Origin of the sequence: Streptomyces sp. GQFP (assembly GCF_021545335.1) — a bacterium.
GTDB lineage: Bacteria > Actinomycetota > Actinomycetes > Streptomycetales > Streptomycetaceae > Streptomyces.
In genome coordinates this window covers 4434008-4457995 of the sequence record NZ_CP089312.1, presented here as the reverse complement: position 1 = coordinate 4457995, position 23988 = coordinate 4434008, and the positions used below count along the sequence as shown (strand labels likewise).

17 protein-coding genes are annotated in these 23988 nt (G+C 67.5%); 12 read left to right on the top strand and 5 right to left on the bottom strand.

Features of this window, described 5'->3' with window-relative positions:
* Positions 1 to 3: 3 nt before the first annotated feature.
* From LUX31_RS19620 to LUX31_RS19585, 8 genes are all read left to right on the top strand, one after another.
* Positions 4 to 1305 (top strand): trans-sulfuration enzyme family protein, encoded by a 1302-nt coding sequence (locus LUX31_RS19620; RefSeq protein WP_235476084.1) that lies wholly within the window; start codon positions 4 to 6, stop codon positions 1303 to 1305.
* Positions 1302 to 2375: an OsmC family protein gene (locus tag LUX31_RS19615; protein ID WP_235476083.1), complete on the top strand. Its 1074-nt coding sequence runs from the start codon at positions 1302 to 1304 to the stop codon at positions 2373 to 2375. Before LUX31_RS19620 ends, LUX31_RS19615 begins: the two co-directional genes overlap by 4 nt.
* Positions 2372 to 3682, top strand: a complete 1311-nt coding sequence (locus tag LUX31_RS19610; protein ID WP_235476082.1) for a lysine N(6)-hydroxylase/L-ornithine N(5)-oxygenase family protein — start codon at positions 2372 to 2374, stop codon at positions 3680 to 3682. Before LUX31_RS19615 ends, LUX31_RS19610 begins: the two co-directional genes overlap by 4 nt.
* A 51-nt stretch (positions 3683 to 3733) precedes the next feature.
* Complete coding sequence (locus LUX31_RS19605) at positions 3734 to 4960, top strand: aminotransferase class I/II-fold pyridoxal phosphate-dependent enzyme (RefSeq protein ID WP_235476081.1); 1227 nt, start codon at positions 3734 to 3736, stop codon at positions 4958 to 4960.
* Positions 4961 to 5068: 108 nt separating this feature from the next.
* Complete coding sequence (locus LUX31_RS19600) at positions 5069 to 6541, top strand: MFS transporter (protein WP_328285673.1); 1473 nt, start codon at positions 5069 to 5071, stop codon at positions 6539 to 6541.
* 54 nt (positions 6542 to 6595) lie between these two features.
* Positions 6596 to 7855 (top strand): cytochrome P450, encoded by a 1260-nt coding sequence (locus LUX31_RS19595; RefSeq protein WP_235476079.1) that lies wholly within the window; start codon positions 6596 to 6598, stop codon positions 7853 to 7855.
* Between the two features lie 34 nt (positions 7856 to 7889).
* Entirely contained in the window at positions 7890 to 11414 is a 3525-nt protein-coding gene (locus tag LUX31_RS19590; RefSeq protein WP_235476078.1) for an indolepyruvate ferredoxin oxidoreductase family protein, read from the top strand.
* Between the two features lie 8 nt (positions 11415 to 11422).
* Complete coding sequence (locus tag LUX31_RS19585) at positions 11423 to 12586, top strand: acyl-CoA dehydrogenase family protein (protein ID WP_235479982.1); 1164 nt, start codon at positions 11423 to 11425, stop codon at positions 12584 to 12586.
* A gap of 1198 nt (positions 12587 to 13784) precedes the next feature.
* Here LUX31_RS19585 and LUX31_RS19580 read toward each other — a convergent pair.
* The gene (locus tag LUX31_RS19580) at positions 13785 to 15497 is read right to left on the bottom strand and encodes a hypothetical protein (RefSeq protein ID WP_235476077.1); all 1713 of its coding nucleotides are present in this window, start codon (positions 15495 to 15497) and stop codon (positions 13785 to 13787) included.
* A gap of 114 nt (positions 15498 to 15611) precedes the next feature.
* Positions 15612 to 17081, bottom strand: a complete 1470-nt coding sequence (locus tag LUX31_RS19575) for a serine/threonine protein kinase (RefSeq protein WP_235476076.1) — start codon at positions 17079 to 17081, stop codon at positions 15612 to 15614.
* A gap of 347 nt (positions 17082 to 17428) precedes the next feature.
* On the opposite strand from LUX31_RS19575, the gene LUX31_RS19570 reads away from it, so the two are divergent.
* A complete protein-coding gene (locus tag LUX31_RS19570; protein ID WP_235476075.1) occupies positions 17429 to 19021 on the top strand; it encodes a protein kinase domain-containing protein in 1593 nt (530 codons plus the stop codon).
* An 83-nt stretch (positions 19022 to 19104) separates the two neighbouring features.
* Here LUX31_RS19570 and LUX31_RS19565 read toward each other — a convergent pair whose 3' ends face one another.
* The 3 genes from LUX31_RS19565 to LUX31_RS19555 form a co-directional block, all read right to left on the bottom strand.
* Positions 19105 to 19512, bottom strand: coding sequence for a hypothetical protein (locus tag LUX31_RS19565; RefSeq protein ID WP_235476074.1), 408 nt, complete (start codon positions 19510 to 19512; stop codon positions 19105 to 19107).
* 214 nt (positions 19513 to 19726) lie between these two features.
* Positions 19727 to 20269, bottom strand: coding sequence for a hypothetical protein (locus LUX31_RS19560; RefSeq protein WP_235476073.1), 543 nt, complete (start codon positions 20267 to 20269; stop codon positions 19727 to 19729).
* Positions 20270 to 20324: 55 nt separating this feature from the next.
* On the bottom strand, positions 20325 to 21086 hold the full coding sequence (locus LUX31_RS19555; RefSeq protein WP_235476072.1) for a sulfite exporter TauE/SafE family protein: 762 nt from the start codon (positions 21084 to 21086) through the stop codon (positions 20325 to 20327).
* Positions 21087 to 21169: 83 nt separating this feature from the next.
* Here LUX31_RS19555 and LUX31_RS19550 point away from each other — a divergent pair, with 83 nt between their 5' ends.
* The 3 genes from LUX31_RS19550 (at position 21170) to LUX31_RS19540 (ending at position 23298) form a co-directional block, all read left to right on the top strand.
* Complete coding sequence (locus LUX31_RS19550) at positions 21170 to 22120, top strand: LysR family transcriptional regulator (protein WP_235476071.1); 951 nt, start codon at positions 21170 to 21172, stop codon at positions 22118 to 22120.
* A gap of 91 nt (positions 22121 to 22211) precedes the next feature.
* Complete coding sequence (locus LUX31_RS19545; protein ID WP_235476070.1) at positions 22212 to 22673, top strand: hypothetical protein; 462 nt, start codon at positions 22212 to 22214, stop codon at positions 22671 to 22673.
* 55 nt (positions 22674 to 22728) lie between these two features.
* Entirely contained in the window at positions 22729 to 23298 is a 570-nt protein-coding gene (locus LUX31_RS19540; protein ID WP_235476069.1) for a hypothetical protein, read from the top strand.
* The last annotated feature ends 690 nt before the right edge of the window (positions 23299 to 23988 follow it).

Sequence of the window (23988 nt, the reverse complement as noted above, 5' to 3'; positions counted from 1 at the left end):
AATATGAGTTCAGAACGCAGGTCCGCACTGGGCTTCGAAGAGGGCCGGACCTCGGAGGCCGTCTGGTTCAACGAACTCACAAGGAAGCGCAGCACAGGTCCCGTCTCGCCGCAGCACCGGATCATGCCGAGGTCCGCCTCGCCCGACACGCTCGCCGTCCACGCGGGCACCTACGAGGATCCGACGACCGGCAGCGTCGGCACCCCGATCTTCCAGACCAGCACTTTCAAACTGAACGACGACAGTTACTCGGCGTTCTCGGACGGCGCGCTGCGCGATGTGCCGATCTACACCCGCTACGGCAACCCGGGCCAGTGGGCCGTGCAGGAGAAGGTGGCGGCGCTGGAGGGGGGCGAGAGCGCCGTCGTCACGGCATCCGGCATGAGTGCCATCGCCAGCACCGTCTTCACGCTGACGAACAAGGGCAGCCACATCATCTCGGGATACGACGTGTACGGGGGCACCTACAACCTCCTGAGGGAGGACATGCCTTCCTGCGGCCGAGACGTCACTTTCGTGGACCCGCTCAACATCGACGCGATCAAGAACGCGATCCGGCCCGAGACGCAGGTCCTGCTTTTTGAGTCGTTGACGAATCCGCTGCTGAAGATGCCGCCAATCGAGGCGATAGCGGAGATCGCCCGGTCCGCCAACGCTCTGCTCGTCGTGGACAACACTTTCCTCACCCCGATCAACATGCGGCCGCTGTCGCTCGGCGCGGACCTGGTGGTGCACAGCGCGACGAAATACATCGGCGGGCACAGCGACGTGACAGCCGGTTTCGTGGTCGGGCGCCGGAAGTTCCTCGACAAGATCTGGGCGCAGACCCTTCGGTTCGGTGCGACCGCCGATCCTCTGTGCTGCTTCCTGCTGGAGCGTGGCGCGAAGACCCTGCCGCTGCGGGTAGAGAGGCAGAACCGCAACTCGGCCGCGATCGCCGACTTCCTCTCGCGGCACGACCAGGTCACGCGGGTGCACTACCCGACCGTGAACGACGAGGTGGAAGCCGGCGCTTGTCAGGGGTACGGCGGGGTGGTCAGTTTCGAAGTCGCGGGTGGTGACGATCGCGCCTTCGAGGTGATGCGCAATCTGCGCATCCCCTACGTCGCCACCAGTCTGGGCGGCGTCGAGTCGCTGGTGAGCATGCCCTCGAACACCTCCCACAGTTCGCTGACCGCACGCCAGAAGGCGTTGATCGGCATCAACCCCGGCCTGATCAGGATGGCGGTCGGTATCGAATCCGTAGATGAGCTGATCGAGGACCTTGACCAAGCCCTCGGCCGAGACAACGGAGTGCGTCGATGAGGAACGGGTTCAACACCGCGGGCTTCAGCGAGGTCGTTCACGAGATCGTGAACGAACCGGCCGAGGCCTACTTCGACTACTGCGTGCACGGCCGGCGCAGTCCGCACAACGGGCTGTCCGCCCGGCTCGGCCCCGCACTGTTCGGAACGGTCAAGTCGAGCCGGGATGCCGTCATCTCCCTTCGGGACGGCCGTGATCACGCAGAGTGGTGCGACCGGACCGTGCCGACCGTGGTGGACATGGCGCTGACGGGAATCGGCTCGTGCATGCTGACGACGCTGATCGGCGGAGGAAGCACGCGAGGCGCCATCTTCGACACGGCCAGGATGGCCGTCGACTACGTGGTACCGCAGGCCGGCGCGGACGAGGAGCCGGCCGTGGAGTGCACCTTCAAGATCAGCGGCGCGTCCTCGGACGAGGTGTTCGACGAACTGGTCCGGCAGGTGCAGTCGTTCAGCCCGAACTTCGTGTCCATCCGTGAACCGATCCCGATCGTGATGAGGGTGCCGTCCGGGACAGAGTGGGCGGACTTCACCTACTCGGGAGATTCGAAGGGGCACCTGCCCGGTGTGAGTTCGGGCTGCGACCTGCGCTGGGTCAGCGGTCCCCAGAGTGAGTCCCGCCCGAGGCCCGCGACGGACGCACCGGCGCTACGCGTCGACGCACCCAAGCAACTGACCGGCGTCGACTGGGGGCCGAACCCTCAGGAGTACCTGCTGATGGGGTTGGCCGCGGAACTCGCGGGCCGACTCTTCGAACTGGCGCGGGGCACCGAGTTGGCGGGGTTGCCGTGGGAGGTGACGGCGACCGCTCGGGAGGACGTACGGGGGTTCTTCCACTCCGACGAAGGCGTGGCCGTACACCTGCAGGACGTGGTGTGCACCGTGGTGCCGCCCCGAGACGGCTTCGACGGTCTTGCGGAGCTCATCGAACGCGCGGCGAGGGAATCAGTAGTCTGCGCGCTGTTCACCGGCAGCCACGCCATCGAAGTGCGGTGGGAACCAGAGGATTTGGACGACGACGAACTCTACACGGTCTACCCGTCCTTCCGCCCGGCGATCGGGGAATGACCGTGCACGGCGGCGTCGACCGGGAACCACGGGTCCGGTGCCGTGCCGACGTCCTGGCCGTCGGCGCGGGGCCGGCGAATCTGAGCCTGGCCGCCCTGGCCGATCCGATCGACGGCCTCGACATATCGGTGCTGGAAGCGAGACCGTCGGTGGCGTGGCACCCCGGCCTGCTCTGGAGTGACTCGCGGCTCCAGGTCAGCGCGCTGAAGGACCTCGTGACGCTGGTCGATCCGACGAGCCGATTCAGTTTCCTCAACTTCCTGCGTGAGCAGGGACGGCTGTACCGGCACATCATCGCCAGCGACGGCTATGTGCACCGGACGGAGTTCAGCCAGTACTTCGGCTGGGCCGCGCAACGTATGAACGTGCGTCTGGACGAGCGCGTCGTCCAGGTGAAGCACGATGCCGACGGGTTCGTCGTGGACACCGACAGTGGGCAGTGGTTCGCGAAGAACCTCGTGCTCGGCATCGGTTCCGTGCCCGACGTCCCCGAGTTCGCCGTGGGGATGCCGCGCCAGCACGTCCGGCACGTGGCGGACTATCTGACCGGCGTCGTCTCGCTCGCGGACCAGAGGGTCGTAGTGGTCGGCGGGGGCCAGAGCGCCGGTGAGGTGATGCTCGATGTGCTCTCCGGCAACCGGGGCCTGCCGAAGTCGGTCACGTGGATCGCGGGACGGTCCGGCCTGCGGCCCCTGGACCAGTCGCCGTTCACGAACGAGTTCTTCAACCCCCTTTTCGCCCGGTACTTCCAGACGCTGCCGGAGGAACACCGCAGGACGGTTCTGGGCCAGCAGATGTCGGCGATCAAGGGCATCGCCGTCGACCTGCTGCACCGGATCTACACCAGGTTGTACGAGCTCGACTATCTGACCCCGGAGCGGGTGAAGTGCCACATCCTGAGCGGGGCGGAGCTGCGGTCGCTGAGCCAATGTCCCGGAGCGATGACCGCGGAGTTCGCGGACCAGCTCACCGGAAGCCGATGGACCGACGAGTACGACATGGTCCTGCTGGCGACCGGATTCCGGCAGGAGCTGCCCGGGTTCATGGACGGGCTCCGGGCACGCATCCCCGTCGCCGGCACGACCTATGCGGTGGACAGCGACTTCCGGGTGCCGTGGGACGGGCCGGACGACAACCGGATCTACGTCCAGGGGGTCGGCCCCGTGAACTTCGGTGTCGGCGACCAGACACTCGGTCTGGCTTCCTGGCGTAGCGCGACCATCATCAACAGCCTTCTCGGCAAGTCGCATTACGACCTGGACGGCGATGACATCTCGATCGGACTGCCGGTCCGTCCGCCGGGCTGAGCACCTACGACCAGTGGCAGCGTCGGACCGAGCGCGGGGAGTGTGGGGAAGATGAAAGACAAGCATGCGTTCTCGAACATCAAGAAGGCCGACTCGCTCGGCGCACCGTTCTGGGACGGCGCGCTCGAGGCCGGAGTGCACGGCCAGGTCTACACACCCCGTTCCCGGGCGAGGGTGGCGTTGGAGCAGGGCGAGTGCGTGAACATGTCGTCGTACTCCTACCTGGGCCTGGACGAACACCCGGACATCCGGCAGGCGGCGGAGGAGCGGATCCGGAGTACCGGCGTGCTCAACAGCTCGCTCTCCCGGGTGAGGATGACACTCACGGTCCTGGACGAAGCGGAGTCCGAGCTGTCGGACCTGTTTGGCGCGGACGTCGGAACCATCGGGTCGTGCGCGTCCGCGGCCTGGGCGATGCTGCCCATGCTCGCGGCCGGCCTGCTCACCGGTGGCACTCCGCCGTTACTGGTCTTCGACCAGCACGCGCACTTCTGCATGAACTCCATGAAGTCGGTCTGTGCCGACGAGACCGACGTCGTGACGATCCGGCACAACGACATCGAGGCGCTGGAGGATCTGTGCCGCCGGCACAAGGTGGTGGCCTACGTCGGCGACAGCGTCTACAGCACCTACGGCAGCGTGGCTCCGATCGCCGAGCTGGCGGACCTCCAGAGCCGGTACGGACTGTTCCTCTTCCTGGACGACGCGCACGGCACGTCCGTGGTCGGGCACAACGGCCGCGGCTACGCGCGCGAGATGATGGGCGAGATGAACGACCGGACGGTCGTCATCACCTCACTCAACAAGGGGTTCGGGGCCTCCGGCGGCGCTATCATGTTCGGGCCGCAGGGGGAGAAGACGGTCCGGCGTTTGGCCATCGGCAACGGCGGGCCGTTCATGTGGTCGCAACGGATCAATACCGCAGGGCTGGGCGCGATCATCGCCTCGGTTCGGCTCCACCGTTCCCCCGAGCTGCCGGCGCGCCAGCAGGCGCTGCAGAACAACATTCAGTTGTTCGACAAGTTCTACGAGGCGAATGGCTCGGGGAACGGTCTGCCGGTGCGCTACATCCCGATGCAGTCCGAGGAAGTGGCCATCAAATCATCTGAGTATCTGCTGCGGCAGGGATTCTACGTCGAACCCGACTTCTTCCCGATCGTGAAGCGGGGCGGCGCCGGTCTGCGCGTGCGACTGCGGTCGACCATGTCTCACGCGGACATCACCGGCCTTTGCACAACCCTGAATTCACTGCCGATGCTGCAGGACATCTCGGATTAGAGAGTCATTACCATTCCGTGAGCTGAGAGAGGCAGAGAAATCAGTAAGGGTAGCGAGACAGTCCAGTCGGCGGTAGGGAAGCCGTTATATACGGTCGCAGTTCTTTGCGTGTGCGTGCTCACCGTGAATCTGGACATCACCATCATCAACGTCGCTCTGGGCACTCTGGCGGAGTCGCTGGGAGCATCGACCACGGACCTTCAGTGGATCACCGCCGTCTACATGCTGGCCGCCGCGGCGTTCATCGTCGTGGCCGGCGTCGTCGCCGACCGGTTCGGTCGCAAGCTGATCCTGCTGCTGGGCCTGGTCGTCTTCACCGTCGCGTCGGCCATGGCGGCCGGTGCGGCCTCCGTGGCGGTGCTGATCGTCGCCAGGGCGCTCATGGGGGTGGGGAGTGCGGCCATACTCACCGGGAGCGTGTCGATCATCACGACGATGTTCACCGGTGCGACGCTTCGACGTGCCCTGGCCTCGTGGTCGACCGCGGCAGCACTGGGACTGCCACTGGGCCCGCTGATCGGCGGGTATCTCCTCCAGACGTTCTGGTGGGGATCCATCTTTCTGATCAACGTCTTCATCTGTGCCGCCGTGGCCGTCTGCGCGTGGTTTCTCATACCGGAGACGCGTAACAAGGCTGGCTCGAAAGTGGACTTCATCAGCGTCGGACTCATGTCCCTGGGATCTCTGCTGCTGACCTACGCGCTCATCGGAATGGAGAGCGGCGGGGTCCAAATGGGCGACCTCGTCGTCCTTGTGTGCAGCGTGGTTCTTTTCGTGCTGTTCTTCCTCCGGCAGCGTGGGCTGGAACGCCCCTTGCTCAGCTTGGCGGTCGTGTCGAAGCCTGATTTCGCCGCCCCCATGCTGACCTTGATCGTCATCTTCTTCTCGATGGCGGGCGTGCTGTTCATCGTCCCCATCTATCTTCAGTACGCCCAGCACCTGGACGTCCTGGCGGTCGGTCTGAGGATCGTGCCACTGGCCGTAGGCGTCACCGTGGCGTCACTTCTCAACGAGAGAATCCTGAGAATAGCCACGCCCAAGATGCTCATATCCTGCGGAGTCGTGGCCCTCGCCTGTGGGTTGTTGCTCCTCACCCGGCTGCATTCGGATGTGTCGGTCATCCGGTTGAGTTCAGCCTTGCTGCTGATCGGGCTGGGGATCGGTCTGGCCCAGCCGAGCGCCCTCGGTTCCTGCATTCGGTCGTTCCCTGCCGAGCAGCACGGTGTGGCTTCGGGCGTCGTCAATTCGTTTCGCCTGCTCGCCGGCTCCCTGGGGATCGCAGTGACGGGTACAGCAGCGTCTCTTTTCTACGCGCACAGCATCGCGCAGACCCACAACGCGGCGGCGATCTCCGCGGTCGATCGAAATGACCTCACGACGGAAGCCAGCATCGCCTGCGGTCGAAGTCGGGGCATCGCCGACCAGCACGACGTTTCGCACCTGGTGTGCGGTTCGTACAGCGACAGCCTGGGTGTGGTGTTCGCGTCGTGCGCGGTGGTCGCGTTGCTGGCCGTGCTTCTGATCGGTATGGCGACGCGGCAGCGCAAGGGCGCCGACGCCCCCGTTCCCAGCAGTAGTTGAAGCGTGTTTTCCGAATCGTCGATTCACGAAGAATTCCAGATAGGGGGAACGACTATGAACGAGACCCCGCATCACTCGGGCGGCCGCTGTCCGGTCGCTCACGACCGGCTGCCGGCACCTGCCCCGTTGCCGTACGTGGCGGAGGATCCGTTCCACCCGGCGCAGCGCCTCCAGGAGCTGCGTGCCGAATTCCCGGTCAGCAGACTGCTCTACCCGGGCGGTGAGACCGGGTGGCTGGTCACCCGGTACGCCGATGTGAGAGCGGTTCTGGCCGATCCGGTGACCTTCAGCTCGAAGAACCGCACCCGGTTCGACCCGCTGCGTGAAGTGCCCGAGGAAGTCAAGGACCCGCTGGTGCGGCCCGGGCTGTTCAACGGCGTGGACCCGCCGGAGCACGGCTTCTACCGCAAGCAGCTTATAGCGCAGTTCACGGCCAATCGAATGAAAAGCCTGGAACCGCGGATCGAGCAGATCGTGGCCGGTCAGCTCGACATCATGGCGGCGAAAGGGCCGGTGGCCGATCTCATAGCCGACTTCGCCCTGCCGGTGCCCTCGCTCGTGATCTGTGAGCTGCTGGGGGTGGACTATGCCGAACGGCAGAGATTCCAGGCGGCCACCGCCAAAGCGGTGAGCTTCGAATCCACGACGGAGGACGTACGGGACGCGTTGGCGAGCCTGGGTGGCTTCATGCTGGATCTGGTACACCAGAAGCAGGCCGACCCGGATGACGCGTTGCTGTCCGGGCTGATCCAGGCCCAGGAAGGCGCGGAGCGGCTGCTGACCGACGAGGAGCTGACCAACATGGTCATGTTCCTGCTGATCGCCGGGCACGAGACCACAGCGAACATGCTGGGGCTGGGCACGTTGAGCCTGCTGCACCATCCGGAGCAGTTGGCCAAACTCAAGGCCGATCCGTCCCTGGTGGACAACGCGGTCGAGGAGCTGTTGCGGTTCAACAGCATCGTCCGCGTCGGCCTGTTGCGGGTGGCCACCCGGGACGTGGAGTTCGGAGGGCAGTTCATCCCGGTCGGTTCCCCGGTGGTCGCCTCCCTTCTGGCGGCGAACCGGGACCCGGAGCGGTTCGACGACCCGGACGAACTGGATATCTCCCGTGCCGGGGTGCACCACGTCTCCTTCGGACACGGTGTGCACAAGTGTCTCGGGAAGCAACTGGCCCGGACCGAGATGCGCATCGGCTACCGCAGGTTGTTCGAGCGTTTCCCCGACCTGAGGCTGGCCATTCCGCTACCAGAGGTGAAGTGGCGGACCGACATGTCCATCTACGGCCTGCATCAACTGCCGGTCACCTGGTAAGTGCTGCTCGATCGCATCGAAAGGTTCTGTCTGCATGGCGGCCGACTCGGATGGACTGGATCACACATACCTGCCGGCCGAGGTGCTGCGGCGCTCGTCCGGCCGGGTCGCGCTGACCGGGGTGCAGGCACTCGCGAAACTCTTGGTGGAACAGCAACGAGCCGACACGCTGCGGGGATGGCGTACGGCCGGTCTCGTGTCCGGCTACCGGGGGTCTCCCCTCGGGGGATTCGACCAGGTGCTGGAGCGTCACGGCGAGCTGCTCGCAGAACACAGCATCACCTTCATCCCGGGTGTGAACGAAGAGCTGGGCGCGACCGTCGTCCAGGGTTCCCAGCTCGCCTCGACGCTGCCGGAAGCCAAGCATGACGGGGTCTTCGGCCTGTGGTATGGGAAAGCCCCGGGAGTCGATCGCTCGGCTGATGCCTTCAAACATGGGAACTGGATGGGGGCCACTGCTCGCGGCGGTGTACTGGTGGCTGCCGGTGACGATCCGGCATGCAAATCATCGTCGCTGCCCTCGAATTCGGTCATGGCGTTGGCGGAGTCGTATATGCCGGTACTGGCTCCGGCCGATGTATCGGACGTTCTGCGCATGGGACGTCTTGGTTTCGAGCTTTCCCGATTCAGTGGCGCATGGGTCGGTTTCACGATAGTCACCAACGTGGCCGACGCCTACGAAACCGTTTCCCTCGATTCCCAGATCGATATCGTCACCCCCGAGTTCGCCTGGGAGAACCGGCCGTGGCGGCCGGCGGTCAGACCTGGCATGACGATCTCCGAGGCGATCGCCCTGGAGAGCGAGGTGCTCGACGGCCGGCTCGCGGCGGCGGTCCGATTCGCCGCCGCCAATGGCATCGACCGGGTGCACGGCGCGACCGGAGCCGCTCGGATCGGTCTGGTCACCTCAGGCCACACCTACCAGCAACTCCGCCAGGCCCTCGATCGACTGGGACTCGACGAGGCGGCCTTGGGACAGCACGGCATACGGCTGCTGTGCCTGGGCCTAGTGCACCCCGTCGACCGGGAACAGCTCCGTCAGTTCGCCACGGGCCTGGACGAGCTGCTGGTCATCGAGGAGAAACGCTCCTTCATCGAGACACAGGTGAAGGACGCGCTGTACGACCTCGCCGACCATCCTCGAGTCTTCGGCAAACGCGGATCCGCCGGAGAGGTGCTGGTGCCTGTGCACTCGGCGCTGGACGCCGACCGGATCTCCACCTTCCTGACGCCATGGCTCGCGACCAGGCTCGGCGCGGAACACCTCGACCTGCGGCGCCGGCGATCAGCTCACGGCCCGGTGGATCTGACCCTCACCCCGGTCAAGCGCACCGCGTATTTCTGTTCCGGCTGTCCGCACAACAGGTCCACGGAGGTGCCGGACGGCTCGCTCGCGGGATCCGGCATAGGTTGTCACATCATGACCACCTTCATGGACAGGAGCATGGGCTTCACCCAGATGGGCGGCGAGGGCGCGAACTGGGTGGGTGCGGCCCCGTTCACCGACACCGAGCACATCTTCCAGAACCTCGGCGACGGCACGTTCTTCCATTCCGGCAGCCTCGCCGTCCGCCAGGCTGTCGCCGCGGGGACACATATCACCTTCAAACTGCTCTACAACGGTGCGGTCGCGATGACGGGTGGTCAACCGGCCGACGGATCGGTCGACCCCGTTTCCCTCTCGTGGCTGCTGTTCGGCGAAGGCGTCGGCCGCATCGCCGTCGTCACCGACGAGCCGGGGAAGTACCCGCGCAAGGCGAAGTGGGCGCCCGGGGTCACCGTGCATCACCGGGACGATCTGGACGCCGTGCAGCGCGAACTGCGCGACGTCGACGGCGTCACGGTCCTGCTCTACGACCAGGCGTGCGCTGCGGAGGAGCGCAGGAAACGCAAGCGCGGCCTGTCACCGGAGCCCGCAGAGCGGGTGCTGATCAACGAAGCCGTGTGCGAGGGCTGCGGGGACTGCGGAAAGAAGTCCAACTGCCTGAGCGTGGAACCGGTCGACACCGAGTTCGGCCGGAAGACGCGGATCAACCAGAGCTCTTGCAACAAGGACTTCTCCTGCCTGCTCGGGGACTGTCCGTCGTTCCTGACCGTCATCCCCGGCCGACACGCCGGGCGAGACCTCGACCGGGCCGGTGAACTCGGCGAACTCGCCGAGCCGTCCTCCAGACCCGCGGCGGCCGACGTGGTGATGGTGGGCATCGGTGGCACAGGAGTGGTGACGACCAACCAGATCCTGGCCACCGCGGCCTTGATCAGTGGCATGGACGCCCGCGCCCTCGACCAGACGGGCATGAGCCAGAAGGCCGGTGCCGTCGTTTCTCACCTGCGTCTCGCCCGGGAATCGCGGGAGCGCTCCGGCTACATCAGTGCCGGCACCGCCGACGTGTACCTGGCTTTCGACGCGCTCGCGGCATCGGACGCCGCCAACCTGGCACGCTGCGATCCCCGGCGGACGGCGGCCGTGGTCTCCACCAGCGAGGTGCCCACCGGCCGCATGGTGGTCGACCCCGGCAGGGTGTACCCCCGGCCCGGCGCCCTACTGGACCGGATCTCCCGGCACTCCCGGGCAGGAAGCCTCTTCACCCTCGACGCCCTGCGACTGTCGGACGCGCTGTTCGGCGACAGCGCCGCGGCGAACTTCATCGTCGTCGGTGCGGCGTACCAGAGGGGTCTGTTGCCGCTGCGTGCCGAAGCGATCGAGCGCGCGATCGAGCTGAACGGTGCCGGAGTGTCCACCACCATCCAGGCCTTCCGCGCCGGGCGCAAAGCTGTCCTGGACCCGCGGTGGCCGCGCGACGGCCCGGCCGGTGCTGTGCCCGACGACCTGCCGCGCGCACAGCACGCCGCGCGCTCGGCTGCGGATCTCCTGACCCCGGTGGAGATCACAGGGGATCTGCGTCGAGTGCTGGAGATCAGAGTCGCGGACCTCATCGGCTACCAGAGCGTCTCCTACGCCCGGCGCTACCTCGACGCGGTGCGACGGGTGCACGCCGCGGAACGAGAACTCTGCGGGGAGAGTCGGCTCACCGAAGCGGTGGTGCGCAACCTGTACAAGCTCATGGCGTACAAGGACGAGTACGAGGTGGCGAGGCTCCACCTCGATCCCGCGTTGCGCCAGCAGGTCCAGGACAGGTTCGGCAGGGGAGCGCGAGTGCGGTACCAGCTCCACCCGCCCGCGGCGCGGGCCCTGGGCATGCGGCGCAAGCTCGCACTCGGGCGTGGCGCGATCCCGCTGCTGTTAGTCCTGCGATCACTGCGGAAGGTACGCGGGACGCCGTTCGACGTCTTCGGCTACGCCGGGATGCGCCGGCTGGAACGCGAACTGGTGCGTGAGTATCTCGATGTTCTGACCGAACTCACCGTGGCGCTCGACGCGCGGAACTACGAGACGGCGGTGACCATCGCCGAGCTACCGGACGTCGTGCGCGGATACGAGTCGATCAAACTGGCCTCCGTGACGAAGTACCGGTCCTCCCTGGCCGAACTCCGAGAAGGAATAGCGCAACCAACATCTGTCCAGCGCGATTGTCGTGGGACTTCGCCGAGGAGCTGATTCACGTGATCGACCATCGACTGGCACCTGAGTACGAGGATCTCCGTAAGGCTGTGGAGCAGTTCGCGCACGACGCCGTGGCCCCGGTCATCGGCGAGTACTACGAACGCTGCGAGTTCCCGTACGACATCATCGCGCAGATGGCCGGAATGGGATTGTTCGGACTTCCGTTTCCGGAGACTTATGAGGGCATGGGTGGCGACTATTTCGCTCTGTGCCTCGCTCTGGAGGAACTGGCCCGGGTCGACTCCTCGGTGGCCATCACCCTGGAGGCCGGTGTCTCCCTCGGCGCCATGCCCATCCACCGGTTCGGTTCCGAGGAGCAGAAGCGACAGTGGCTGCCGAAGCTGTGTCGGGGCGAGATGCTCGGGGCATTCGGACTGACCGAGCCCGACGGAGGCTCCGACGCCGGTGCCACCCGGACGACCGCGCGACTGGAGGGCGGCGAGTGGGTGGTCAACGGGACGAAGGCATTCATCACCAACTCCGGCACCGAGATCACCGGGCTGGTCACCGTCACCGCCGTGACCGGACAGCGGGAGGAGGGGAAGAAGGAGATCTCCACCCTCATCGTACCGGCCGGGACGCCGGGTTTCACGGTGTCCGAGAAATACTCCAAAGTCGGCTGGTCGGCCTCCGACACCCGCGAACTGACCTTCTCCGACTGCCGGGTTCCCGAAGCCAACCTGCTCGGTCGGCGCGGCCGCGGATACGCCCAGTTCCTCAGCATCCTCGACGAGGGCCGGATAGCCATCGCCGCGCTCTCGGTAGGCCTCGCTCAAGGCTGCATCGACGAGTGCCTGCGCTATGTCGACCGGCGTAAGGCATTCGGACGCACGATCGGCACCTACCAGGTCATCCAGTTCAAGATTGCCGACATGGAGGCCCGCACACACGCGGCTCGGCTGGCTTACTACCATGCCGCTGCCAAAATGCAGTGCGGCGAACCGTTCAAGAAGGAAGCCGCGATCGCCAAACTGATCAGCACTGACGCGGCCATGGCCAACGCCCGCGAAGCCACCCAGATTTTCGGCGGCTACGGCTTCATGAACGAGTCCCCCGTGGGACGGTTCTACCGGGACGCCAAAATCCTGGAGATCGGCGAAGGCACCTCCGAAGTACAGCGCATGCTCATCGCCCGCGAACTCGGACTGCGAGGTACGGCATCGTGAAGGCGGGCGTACTCCTCGTCATGCCGGTAGTGGCCGTGCCGGGCCAGTGCCGTCCGTAGGGCGTCGCGTACGGGGCATGGCTGTCGGCGGTCCGATGGTCGGGGCGCTCGCCGACCCTCACGGTCACCACTCCATCGGGGCAGTCAGGGCAATCGCCAACATCGTTGCCCTGATCTGCCTTGTAGATGCGCGAAACTCAAGCGTCCGCTGGCTGGCCGAGCCTGAAGCGGGCGGCTTCGCCCGCACAGCGCACCCGTTGCCGACGGCAGCGGAAGGCAAGCTTGGCCACTGCGGAGACCAGCGATGCCGTCAGGGCGCGGTTCTTGCGGTGAAGGTGCACCGTCGGGACTATCCTGTTAGGAGCGTGACAACGCCGTTCTGGCGGCCAGTGCACACCATAGGTGTGGCCGTGTGCGGCCGGTGTGCGGCCGGACGCCTTTGGACGAGGTAACACAGGGCGTCACCGTAGAACTGTCCGTACGTGCTCTGATCAGGCAGAACAGCACTGGGTGGCACGAGCCGGAACCAGCCGTCACGAACCCCCGTGGTCTCGTAATGCGTAGGTCTCGGGTTCGAATCCCGAAGGCGGCTCCATGGTGAACCCCAGGTCAGGCTTCTGGCCTGGGGTTTCTTGTTTCCGTTGACCTTGGAATCCGGGCTAATCGGACACGTGCGGTCTACGCATCGTAATGCGTAGGTCTAAGGTGCAGCTTCTGTAGTGATGTCCAAGGGTATGGTCCCTGAGCTGGGCTTTTGTGGTGAAGACGGCGTTAGCTGATGGGCTGTCAAGGATCAAGTGCGGCCAATGTGCGGCCATGCGTGCAGCAATTGTGCTGGGGTGGCCATCGGGAGTCATTCTTCTGGGCTCAGTGCTGGCGGATGGCTTGTAGGTACTCGACAACCAGGCGGAGGGGTCCCGTCCCGCCCAGGATGCCCAGGGAGCGACGTGGGCGCAGGAGCGGGACGCGCGGCGGCAAGGGAACCCTGGACCGGCACGCCGTGTGGGCGAAGGAGTGCTGGGACGCGAAGGACTAACCACGGGCGTAGGTCTGGCTGCCTGCGGACACAAGCTGGCGCCTGCGTGCCATCGCGGCCCGGGTCGGCCTCCGTCCCGAACAGGTCCTCGCCCAGCTTGCCGACCATGTCCGTGTGAGCGAGGACGGCACCTATCTGTCGCCTCCTTCGCCCCACGCTGAGCTCACTTTGGCGGCGCGTCGACCGGGTTGGCCGGGTCGGCGATTGGCAGGAACAGCACGGTGAGCGCGGCCTGCAGGGCCAGGGCGATGCGGTGGCGAGGCGGGGTGTCGACCAGGTCGTGGAGGACGGTGTTGCGCAGGTTCATGCCGTCGCCTGGTCCTCCGAGCAGCGTGCGGAAGACCGCCGGCCAGGGCTCGGGGTAGCCGGCTTTCTCCATGTCCGTGATGAGGGAGCCGAGTTGGCTGACCTGGCCGGGGCGGTCGCCTTGGGCGTGCTGAATGACGGCGACGTCGGCGGCGTGGAGGCGGCGGCGCAGCATGCCTTCGATGCGTGGCAGGACCAGGGCGATGGCGACGTCATCGTCGCGGTCCCAGAAGGCTTGCAGGGCGCGGGCCAGTCCCCGCGTGCGGGTGGCCGGGGCGATCGGGGGGTGAGTGAGCAGGGTGTGCAGGTGGTCGGTGGTGGGGGTGAAGCGCTCGTTGACCTGGTCGAACTGGGCTTCGACGAGGAGTCCGTGGAGGTCCAGGGAGAGGATGCGGGTGTCGGTGGGGCTCTGCCCGACGGGGGTGTCCGTGTCCGAGACCATGGTCACCACCGGCCCGTTCAGGTTCAGGTGCGCTGACGGGAGGCGGATCAGCCCGTGCTGCTCGGCATCGATCGGATCGGCGAGGACGGGGGTGGCGGTGGCGATGGTCCGCAGCGCCTGGTCGAGGTCGGTGGCGGCGTCGATGACGGCTCGCGCTGCGTCGATGAAGTGCGTCGGCAACTGGAATGGCGTCACGGCGCGGGTCAGCTCCAGGTCTACGGGGGTGAGTCTTTGCTGGGCGCGGCGGATCTGGTCCAGGGCGTCGGTCAAGCCGTGGTCACGGGCGAAGGCGGCAGCCTTCTCAAGCCACATGAGCTTGGCGAGGCCGTCGAACTGGGCGGCGTGGCTGGCGTAGGCGGCGGTGATCCTCTCATCGATCAGGCTCTGGGTGGCCGCGTCGGGCTCAGTGCGGCGCAGGTCCTCGAGGAAATGGATGTGGGTGTGCGGATCGTGGCGGTAGCGGTCGGCGGCGCGTTCGAGTAGGGGGCGCAGCAGCGTGTGATTCCTCCTGTCTGTCAGCAGCCGTCCGGTCATGGCGTGGACGACGCCGGGTGCGGGCTCGGACCAGCCGAGCGCTGTGTCGGCGAGCTGGACCATCTCGGTGACGATGTCCGCAAGCTGCGGCTGGTTGGTCGCCGTTGCCAGGCTGTGGGCGTCGCGCAGCGCTTCGACGGCCTGCCACCGGTCGGTGACGGCGAGAGGCCCGTCGGCGGCGAGCAGGGCGGGGACGGCCTGCCGGTAGCCACTGATGGCCGCCTGCAGATGCCGGAAGGGGCGCTCGCCGTGCCTGATGCTCCACAGCAGGTGGTGCAGTCGGGCGCGCACCATCGGGTGGGCGGCCGCGTCAGCGTAGACGGACCAGAGGCCGTGGACCTCGGTCGGGAGCTGGTCCGCCTGGCGAGGCCAGGGGTCGGGCCCGGGTCCCTGGTAGGTGCCCAGGAACGTGCCGTCCGGCTGGCGGAAGAAGAGCATCGCCGCGCACAGCGCGTGCAAGTGGCCTGTCTCCGTCTCGGTGCGGCCGTCGTCGTCGACCGCGGCCGCCAGCACCGTGACCATCGCCTGGTAAGAGGTGAACGGGGTGCTTGCGCGGTCCAGGATCTCCAGAGCCGTCTCTTGTACTGCCACCATGACGCCCGATGCTGCCTGAACCGCCCCCATCTGTCGCAGGATTAAGCAGATTCCCGGCGTGGGGGCGGCTGCTTGCCCATGAGGGGCGGCCATTGTCGCGCCGCCCCTATGCCGTTACTTCCTCCAGGTCCCTTGTGGATCGCGCTCGGGCATTCGGCTCGGGTGGCCAAGCTGCCCAGTGGCGGCTTCGGCGAACCAGCCGGTCCACCTGTCGATGAACTCGTCCAGGTCCCCGACCGTGAGCGGATTGAAGGGCCAGGCCACCTGGTCCATGGCCATGCCGGGGCTGACCGCCGCACGAGCCTCGTGATGTGGGTTGAGCGCGAAGGGGTCTATCAGGGATGACACGCCGCGCAGCGGGCTTGCCATGAAGGCGGTCTCGAACCACTGGTACTGCTGGGCTGTCTGAGCGTCGGCATACCAGAGGGAGTGGCTGCGGCCCTCGTAGCCCTGTCGGTTCTGAGGGATCTTCAGTTGCAGCGCCGCGTAGGCGATCACGTCGAAGGGCGCCCGCGAATCCGTGTCCCAGTCGCTGGGGTCGACTTCCTTCGGGCTGGTGAAGGCCAACTGAGCATCGGAGAGCCGGACGGTCCAGCCTCCCTCTTTCCCCTTACGGACGTCCGCCGAGGACGCGATGTTCGTGATCGTCGTCAGGAGCTGGTCGGAGATGAAGCGGAGCGACGTGCGGGCGGCTTCCAGCAGGTCTCGTCGGCGTTCGGCTTCCGTGACTTCCGCTGACGCCTGGCGGTCGGCTTCGGCGCGTCGCGCGGCCTCGGCCCGGTTGGCTTCGGCCAGGGCAGCGGGCCCACCCGACAGGGAGGAGGCGGGAAGGCGGCGCAGCCTCTCCAACACGTTGCCGGCCGTGGGGCGGCCCTCCATGGCGCGGAAGAGGCACTCGGCGATCAGCGCTGCCAGAAGGGGAGGAGCAGTGGTGAGGGGCGGCGGGGTTCCGTGCAGGTGCTGCTCGTAGAAGTCGTGCTCGTGCGGTCCGCTGAAGGGCGGGGTGCCCTCCAGCAGCTCGTGCGCAAGGACGCCCAGGGCGTAGATGTCGCTTGCGCTCGTGGCTCGGTCGCCCTTCCAGCGCTCGGGCGCCATGTACGCGAAGGTGCCGGTGAACTTGAAGGTCTGCTGTGCGGTGGTGGCCTCGGCATAACGGGCGATGCCGAAGTCGGCGAGGCACCAGCGGCCTCCCAGCAGCAGGATGTTCTCTGGCTTCAGGTCGCGGTGGACAACTCCCCGGTCGTTGAGGTCGGTCAGCGTCTCGGCGACGTCGGACAGTACGGAGACGGCCTCGCTCAGGGACAGGGGTCTGTGCTCCTGGAGATGGTCGCGCAGGGACTTGTCCGCGCGGGGCATCACCAGCGCCCACTGGTCTTCGTGCCCGCCGCTGTCGATGATCGGCACGACGTTGCGGACACCATCCAGGTCGGTGAACAGCATTTCGCGGTCGCTGCCCGGCTCCTTGCGTACGAGCTTCACTGCCGCCTGCTCGCCCGCGGCGTTCGCCGCCTCGAACACGGCGCCGAAGCCGCCGCCCCCGATGCGGGCGCCAAGGACCCACTCCTTGTTCAGTGCCAGTTTCATGGTGCGCGTTGTCTCCATCGTCAACTGCTGTCCCTGTAAGGCGGTTTTGCCCGCTTCCATCGTCTCAGGCTCCACTGACAATCCGGTGTCCGTCCAGGGCGCGAGAGGTCGGTGGTGCCGACGGGCGCCGCGGGGCCGGTTGCGTGCCCGCCGTTTGACGTCGCCGACGCGGTAGAGGAGTTCGGTGCCGCGCTTGCCTGCCGGGGCCGGGAAGGGTGCTCCGGGATGCCAGGCGGCGCGGTGAGCGCGTGGTGCAGCGGCATGCGAGACGTGCGGGTGGGATCGCTCGATAGCATGCAGCGCCCGCTCGGCCGATACGCGCCGCTGATCATGTTTGAGGAGCCTTTGTGTCCAGCCGTGTCCAGCCGGTGCACCCTGGCGATCCTCGCCGTATAGGCCCCTACCGCGTCATCGGGCGGCTCGGGACGGGCGGCATGGGCTCCGTGTATGCCGCGCTCGGTTCCTCCGGGCTGCAGGTAGCGGTCAAGGTCGTCCACCCCGCGCAGGCGGCAGATGAGGAGTTCCGGGCCCGTTTCCGCCGGGAGGCGCGACTCTCCCAGCGGGTGGCGGGCCCCTGTCTTGTGCCTGTGCATGATGCCGACACCGACGGCCCCGTTCCGTGGTTGGCCACTCCGTTCGTGCCCGGCCCCACCCTCGACCAGCATCTCGCCGCGAACGGCGCCCTGGACGGTGCCCACCTGTACGCGCTGGCCGCCGGAACCGCGGCCGCGCTCGCCGTGGTGCACGAGGCGGGCATCATCCACCGGGATGTGAAACCCCAGAACGTCATCCTCGCCCCGGCCGGCCCCCGGCTGCTGGACTTCGGCATCGCCCACCTCCTCGACGGCACCTCGGTGACCCGCACCGGGGTGATGACCGGCACCTCCGGCTGGATCAGTCCGGAGCACTACCGCACAGGTGAAGTGGGCCCCGCAGGGGACATATTCGCCTGGGGCGCCTTGATCGCCTACGCCGCCACCGGCCGCCTCCCCTTCGGCACCGGCGCCCCCGATGCCGTGGCCTTCCGCGTTCTCTCCGCCGAGCCGGACCTGAGGGGCACACCCGAGGCACTGCGGCCGCTGGTTGTGCAGGCACTCGCCAAGGAACCCGACGCCCGGCCGACCGCCGCCGAACTCCGCGACGCCTGTACAGCGCTGCTCGCCGCGCAGGCCACGGCCGCCACTCCGCGCGATCGGGAGCAGGCGACCCTGGTGTCCGATCTGGTGAGCGCCCACTGGGACCTGCCGCCCGAGGACGGCGCCGCCTGGCCCACCGCTGCCCGGAACCGCCGCGTAAAGGTACTGGCCGTGGTCGTTGCCGTCGCGGCCGTTGCGGGCGGCGTCGGCGGAGCAATCGCCGCATCATCAGCGTCCACACCCCCGCAGGGCCGGGAAACGGCGACGTCCAGCAGCCCAACAAGGGCCGTCAGCGCCCCGCCCGCGGCGGAGTCGGCCCGCAACGGCGAGGGGGACTCCGCGTCGCCGACGCCCTCCCCCGCTACGCCCTCGGCCGTTTCCGCAGAAACCCGCACGCCGTCGCCGACGTCCCCCTCACCGTTGCAGCCCCCGCCGTTCACTTACCTGCCGGACCAGTTGGACTGCGCGCCCCGGAAAGAAGCAGAAGTCGACGGGGCCTGGCAGTACTTCGCCCCCGGCGACGTCCGGGCCGGAGACGCAGTGGAACTGACCCTGCGCAACAAGTACGGCAACATCGAACCCGTACAGACCGAGATGCCCGTCCTGGCCCGCATCTACATGCCCGACGGCACCTCACGCCTGGCACGAACAACCGTGTACTCCGACAATCCGGCCACCGCGGCCTGGCCCGGAGACTTCCCAGGAGCCGTCGCTGACTACCCACCGGGCACATACACCGTGGTCTGGTCCGTCGGCGACGGCTCACAGCGCTTCATCACCTGCACCGGGTTCGCTGCGCAATAGCCACCTGCTCCCCAGCAGCGGCCGCGTCCTGTTGATCGCCGGCATCATCACCCACCCGCCACAACCGCGCTGATCACAGTCGCTCAGGCTCGCCCGCCGTCGTGACGGGTGAGCTCGAGGACGAGGGGAGCCTCGCCCAGCGGGCCGTCAGCGATCCAGAACCGGTGGGCGGACAAGATCGTGCGCAGTGCCTGGTTCATGGCAGCCTGCTGGGCATCGCACAGCCCTACGGGCAGGTGGCGAGCGGCCGCCGGGTCCTGCTGCCACACCAGGCGCAGCGCGCGGCGGCCCTCCGGAACCAGGGCCACGCCCGTCTCCTCCCCGTCTGCGGCCGCCTCGATGTTGTACGGCGGCAGGCCGGCCAGCAGTACAGCCTCGAGGACTGCCCGCGCCAGTTGCTCCTGCGTCTCGGTGAGCGCTACGCCGTCCATCACGGCCCTGGGCGCGAAATGGCGTGCCTGCTGCTCGTAATTCCCGCCGCGTGGGTCCATGACGTTGTCCCGCTTCCCGTCCGACGGGCGGCCCGCCTGTCGCCTTGACCGAAACCAGGAGGAGCCCGAGACCGGTGAGGCCGAAGAGCAGCGTCAGCAGTGTTTCGCCCGTGATGCCGATGAGGAGGGCGAGGGCCAAGGGGCGCAGGGCGAGCAATCGGAGCAGCCGAGCCGTGTCAGATGACGATGTGTCCACGTCTTTCCTCTCAGTGAGTCAGGAGTGCTTCTCGATCCGTCGTCGGCGGTCCGTCCGGACCAGGCCGCCGGAGACCGGTGTGGTGCCGAGGTCGCTGTCGCCGTCCTCGTGGCGTAGCACCCAGTCGTCGAGGTCGAGGGCCGTTTCCAGCGGTTCCCTGGCCATGCAGACGCGTAACCGGGTCACCTCACCGGCGGCTCCGATCCCTTCTGGGAAGAGCAGTCCCTCCCGGAAGCCGGCCTCGGCCATCGCGAAGCGCACTCGCGCGGTGTGCGGGGACACCTCCAGGACATCACCGATGAGCTGCCAGTCGGCGCCGCCCACGCGCTCGAACACGGCCGCGGCTTCGAAGAACCGCTGCGCGGCCGAGAGCACTCGGGCGGCGTCGGCCAGCATGGCGCCCGGCGAACGGGTGGTGCCGTCGGGTTGCAGCTCGTGTTCGCCGATCGGGACGGCGGCACGCGCGCGTTCGGCCACCTCGCATGCCTCGTAGGCCATCACCAGTCTCGCGCGCGCAGCATCCGTGTACGGTGCGGTGGTTCCGGTGTCGCTTTCGGTCATGTCAGTCAGCCTCAGCTCCGACGACGGGGGCTGATCACCGCGGTTGCCCGCGTGGTCAGCCGCGCAGGAAATACAGAACGGTCATGATCACGGCGGTGGTCAGAATGACGCCCCGCAGCAGCCGGGCGGGCAGACGGCGGGCGAGGTGGGCGCCGGCGAAGCCGCCGGCCACCGCGCCGACGAGCATGCCGGTGAGGAGCAGTGGAGCGCTCAGCGTGTCCGAGGCGATGAGGAACAGCACGGTCGCGCTGAGATAGATGGCGGCGAGCTGCGCGATCCGCATCGGGTTGCTGACCGCGGCGTCGAGGCCGAGGCCGATGCTCCACAGGGCCAGCATCATGATGCCTACGGCACCGCCGAAGTATCCGCCGTACACGGCGAGGACGAACTGGCCGATCAGGACGGTGCGGGAACTCATGCCGACCGAGCGGCCGAGCGCGCTGTTCAACGCCTTGGAGAGGTTGCGTCCGAAGGCGAGGATCACCGTGGCGAAGGCGAGCAGCCACGGCGCCGCGGCGTCGAAGGACGATGCCGGCAGCGCCAGCAACAGGCCGGCACCGACTCCGCCACCGACCACACTGACCGTTGTCAGGGCCTTCGTGGATGTCGGCCCGACCGGGGCGAGTTCACGTCGGTAAACCCACGCACTGGCCACGGCCCCGGGTACGAGGGCGACCCGCGACAACGCGTTCGCCGTCACGGGTGAGAGGCCGAACGCGACGAGAACGGGCAGCGCCACGAACGTACCTCCACCGCCGATGGCGTTCAGCGCTCCGGCGGCGGCACCGGCCAGCAGGACAAGCAATATCTCCGACACACGCCGAGCATCACCCCGTCACCAGTGGCTCCACAATGCGTAATCGACGCACCCAGCCTAAGGCTGATCCGTAGGCTGAGACGGTGCGCTATGACTTGGACGACCTGCGGCTCTTTCTCCACATCGTGACGGAGGGGTCGATCACGGCGGGTGCTCACCGGATGCACCTGAGCCTGCCTTCGGCCAGCGCCAGGGTGCGCGCGCTGGAGCGGCACGCCGGCGTGGCGCTGCTGATCCGCGGCCGGCGGGGCGTGCGGCTCACGCCGGCGGGGACGACTCTGGCCCGCCATGCACGCGACGTGCTCGACCGGACCGCGCGGCTCGAAAGCGCCGTCGCCGCTTACACCCGGTCACCGACCGCTCCACTGACCCTGCTGGGGGGCGGTTCCGCGATGCATCGGCTCGTGCCGCGGGCCCTGGTCTCGTTCCTCCGCGCACACCCGGACGTCGACGTCACGGTGTCCGAGAGCCGCACCCCGCAGACGGTGCGCATGCTCGCCGACGGCGAGGCGGACCTGGGAGTCGTCCTCGACGACGAGGCCCGCGACTGCGGCTTGCACCTGGAGCCCCTCGGCGACGACTCCCTCGTCGTGGTCGGCCAGGCGGGAGGGGTCCTCGCCGGCCGGACCGCCCTGACCTACGGCGAGGTCGCCGAGCACCCTCTCGTCGGGCTCGACGCCGACTCCTCGCTGCGCCGCTGGATCGAGAAGCACCTCGGACCGCACGCTCCGGTGGTGCGTTACCGCACCACCGTCGCCAGCCTCAACGTCCTCGTCGCTCTCGCTGCCGCCGGCGTCGGGCTCGCCGTGGTGCCGCGTCGAGCCATCGACCTCCAACAGCCACTCGACGTGTGCGAGCTGCAGGACCCCTGGGCCCGCCGTCACCATCTGCTGGCCTGGGGCGTCAAGGGCCGGGCCTCGCCGACGGCCATTGCGGCGCTGGCCGAGCACCTGCACCAGGCGGCACTCTCCGAACTTTCCTCCCGCAACGCACACGGCGACCTCGTCGGGCGGCGGCCCTTCCCCGACGGCTGATCCAACCCTTGCTTGGGCACAGACGCTCACATCAGCAGCGTGGGGACCACCTGGTCCCGCAAGACTCTCGGTCGAACAGGACGCTGAGATCGTGGCCTCCACTGCCCACAAGGGCACGGACCGGGATCGGGCCGCTGTCCGCATCGGCGAGGACTTCACTGAACCGATCAACCAAGAAGAGACGGACGAGAACGGTGACCCCCTGCCCGGAGACATCGACGATGCCGAAGCGTCCACACCAGTTCTGGAACTATTTCAACGGGAGGCTCGGCCAATGGCTGATCGTGAGGCGTGGTTGAAGGCGTTGGCGCGTGTCGCCGAGGGCAATGACGAGGTGGCCGGCGGCCCGTGTCCGGTCTGCGGTCGGGACTGTCTTGAGGTTCGGTACATCGTCAACGACAGCAGCCGGGTCGGCTATGTGCTGTTCTGGTGCGGCGTGTGTCTGCACGGCATCAGCGTTTCCCGGGTGCGTGCTCCGGAGGGCGTTGCAACGTGGTCGATCGACGATCCGGCTTCGGTCGCGGGTGTCCCGGACTTCACCCGTGACGACTGAGGGCCGTGCCGCTGTGGGAATTCGTCGGCGCGGTACAGAGGATGGGGACAGGGAAGTGACAGGCTCACGCGCGGAACGCCGTTCCGCCGGCACCGAGATCATGCTGGACGTGCTGCTGCGCTGGGCGTGGATCCGGCGCCGTACGCCCGCTCGGGACATCGCCGACTTCGATGGCGGGCAGCCGCTGCGGGTCGTGGGGTTCACACAGAGTATCGGCGGCACGGTCAAGGTCTCGGTCGGCAAGGGCAAGCAGGTCGCTCGGCTCAGGCAGGGCTACCTGCGGTTCGCCGCCGGTGAACCGCCGCTCTGGAAAGACGCGCGAGGAGGCCGGAGCGCGACCCTTCGGGCGCCGTTCCGGCTGAAGTCGGCGGGCGGGAAAGTGAGGCTGGCGCCTAAGTTCGAGCGGTACGAACTCGTCACGGGTGCGGGGACATACGACCTCGCGGTGCCGAAGAAGGATGGGGAACTGGTGCGGCACGCGTTCGGGGCGGGGCGGGGCGGGGCTTCGGTTGAGCGGCGGGTGAGTCCCACGCGGGCCAGGGTGTTGGCGTCGAGGCACCGGCCTAGCCCGCGCGGCCGACCGAGGGCGTCCGCGACGGTCGGGCTGGTTGAGTGTGTCACTTGAGCCCGGTGGTGGCCGTGTCCGCGATGAGGTCGCGCCACACGATCGACCATGCTCGGCAAGCGCGCGCCCATCTCGCATCAGTCGCCCTCGACCCGCCCCAGCGGACTGGACTCTGCCGTCAACGCGGTGCGTTCCGCACGCCAGTCGGGCCATCCTGTTCCGGGAGGTGTGTCGTCGCTGACGGGTACGGTTCCGGTGCCGGAACAGCATCATTGCGGCTGCCCTGTCGGAGGGTGACAATGGCGTTCCGCCTGCCCGGAACACCCGTGGGTGTGGCCATGTGCGGCCACAGTGCGGCCGGACGCCTTTGGACCGGATAACACAGGGTGTCACGGCGGAACTGTTCGCATGTGCTCTGATCAGGCAGAACAGCACCGGGCGGCACGAAGTGGAACTAGCCGTCACGAATCCCGCTGGTCTCGTAATGCGTAGGTCTCGGGTTCGAATCCCGAAGGCGGCTCTTTCCAGGCCCAGGTCAGATACCCGTTGACCTGGGCCTTTTGCTTGCGCTTGACCTTGTGTGCCGGAGGCGGTGAGCACTGCTTTCCCCCGGCGAAGGTGAGGGGAGGCCGAGGGGAGGCCATTGGCGCAGCGACGGTGCGGCGGCGGCTCGACGACGGTTGAGCTACAGCCTCACGGGGCGCTGAACCGATCGCGACGAGCTGCTCCCTCTCGTCCGGATGACTTTGT